The following is a 1,988-nucleotide window of genomic DNA, read 5'->3' as shown; positions in this document are numbered from 1 at the left end:
CCTGCTCCAACGACTCCCGCAACTGCGCAACCCGCCCCCCATCACCAGCCACACCCCCCACCCCCTCCTCCACAACCTCCCCCAACTCATCCACCAACTCCGCCTGCATAGCCGCATCCGACTCCCACGACGCCTCCAACCCCGCCTGCCGATCCTCGTCCAAACCGGACAGCGATGCCGCTGCCTGCCCCTCTCCCCCTGAATCCGCCATCACCTCATCAACCCACACACCAAAATCAACACCCCCATCCGACCACGTGTCCAGTTCAGCCGCACCCCGCTTCGCCGCATTCACATCCCACGACACATCTGAATCCGCCAACTCCCGATCAAGCAGCGCACCGAGATCGACGCTCCCATCCGACCACGCATCCCGTTCAATCTGTACGCCACGATCAGCCCCACCCTGCTCCGATTCCCCGCTCGGCTCCATCGCATCCTGCTGCTCGTCCTGCTGCCCACCTGCCTCCACGCCCGCAATCGGCCCCGACCCAGCCTGCCCCCGGGCCTCCATCGACTCCAGCGCCGCATTTTTTTCCTTCAGCCTTTCCCGCATCTCCGCCAGCTTCTCCGCAGAACCAGCCGAATCCTCCACCTTGTCCCGCAACGCACTCAGCTTCTCCTCATTGGCGGCACTCTCTGGCAATGCCTCCAACGCCTCGATTTTCGCAACGTCTTTCTTCCGTCTCGACACTTGGGCGTTCAGCCGATTTTCCTCCTTTGCGTCCTTTTCTATTTCCAGCCGCAAATCGAGCTCGTCCTTCTCCTCCCCAGTCAGCCGCCCCTGCTCCTCCAACTTCTTCAACTCCGCAACCCGGTCGGCGGCGGCGTCCTTTTTCGCCCGCCTGTTCGCGTTAGCTTTCTTCCGTTGCTCCACCTTCGACTCGAGCTTCGCCACGGCCTTCTTCTGCTTCTCACCCAGCTGCTCTTGCCCCTTCAACTTCGCGACCAGGTCAGCGACGCCCTTCCTCGCCTCGCGGAACGTCTGATTATTTTTCTGGGCTTGCTTCTTCTGTGCTTCTCTACCTTCGGCTGGAGCTTCGCCAGCTCCCCCGCCTCCCCCGTCCCGCCCCTTCAACTCCGATACCCGGTCGATGTTCTGCCTCTGTTTCGGCCCCGTCGCCCGCGCGTCCTCTGCTGCCTGATTCGCCAGCGCGGGCCCCTGCATCGACTTCAGCTCCGCCCTATTTTTATTCAGCCTTTCCCTCGTCGCCTTCAACTGCTCCGCAGAGCCAGCCGACTCAGCCACCTTGTCCCGCAACGCACGCAGCTGGTCCTTGACCTCGGCGCTCTGCGACAACGCCTCCAAGGCCTCGATCTCCGCATCCTTTTCTTTCAGCCTCGCTACTAGGTTCGCCAGCCGTTTCTCCTCCTTTTTTTCCTTTTCTATTTCCCGATGCAAATTGAGCTTGGTCCGCTGCTCCGAATTCAGCTGTCCCTGCTCCTCCAACTTCTTCAACTTCGCATATTCGTCGGCGGCGGCGTCCTTTTTCGCCCTGTAATAATTGCTGACCTCCGCCCTGTGCTTCTGCTTCTTCTGCTCCACCTTCAGCTTGAGATACTCCAGCCTCTCCGCCTCCGCCTTAGGCAGCTCCTTCCCCTCCTCCTGGAGCAACTGCTCCTTCTTCTTCTGCAAACCCGCAAGCTCTGCGGCTTCGGCCTTGCCCTTCGCCTTCCGTTCCCTTTCCTTCTGCATCCGCGGTTCCACCTTCAGCTTGAGATACTCCAGCCTCTCCGCCTCCGCCTTAGGCAGCTCCTTCCCCTCCTCCTGGAGCAACTGCTCCTTCTTCTTCTGCAAATCCGCAAGCTCTGCGGCTTCGGCCTTCCTCGCCTGGTACTCCCTCGCGTTCTTTGCCTTCTTGTCCTGCTTCTGCCGCTCCACGCTCGGCGCGCGGTCCTGTTGTGCTGCCTGGTCCGTCGGTGTGGTCCCGTCGCCCTCGCCGCCTTGATTCCCGGAGACATCCCCGCCGGAGCCTGCCACTGTCGGT

1 protein-coding gene is annotated in these 1,988 nt (G+C 61.6%); it reads right to left on the bottom strand.

What is annotated here, in order from left to right; genetic code table 11:
• Positions 1–1,882: hypothetical protein (locus tag ACWDKQ_RS35920; protein WP_450143198.1), on the bottom strand; the 1,882-nt coding region annotated here is incomplete at its 3' end.
• Positions 1,883–1,988: the final 106 nt, after the last annotated feature.

The organism is Saccharopolyspora sp. NPDC000995, assembly GCF_053599315.1.
Note: the sequence above shows the minus strand (reverse complement) of the source record. Positions and strands in the feature narration are given on the sequence as shown.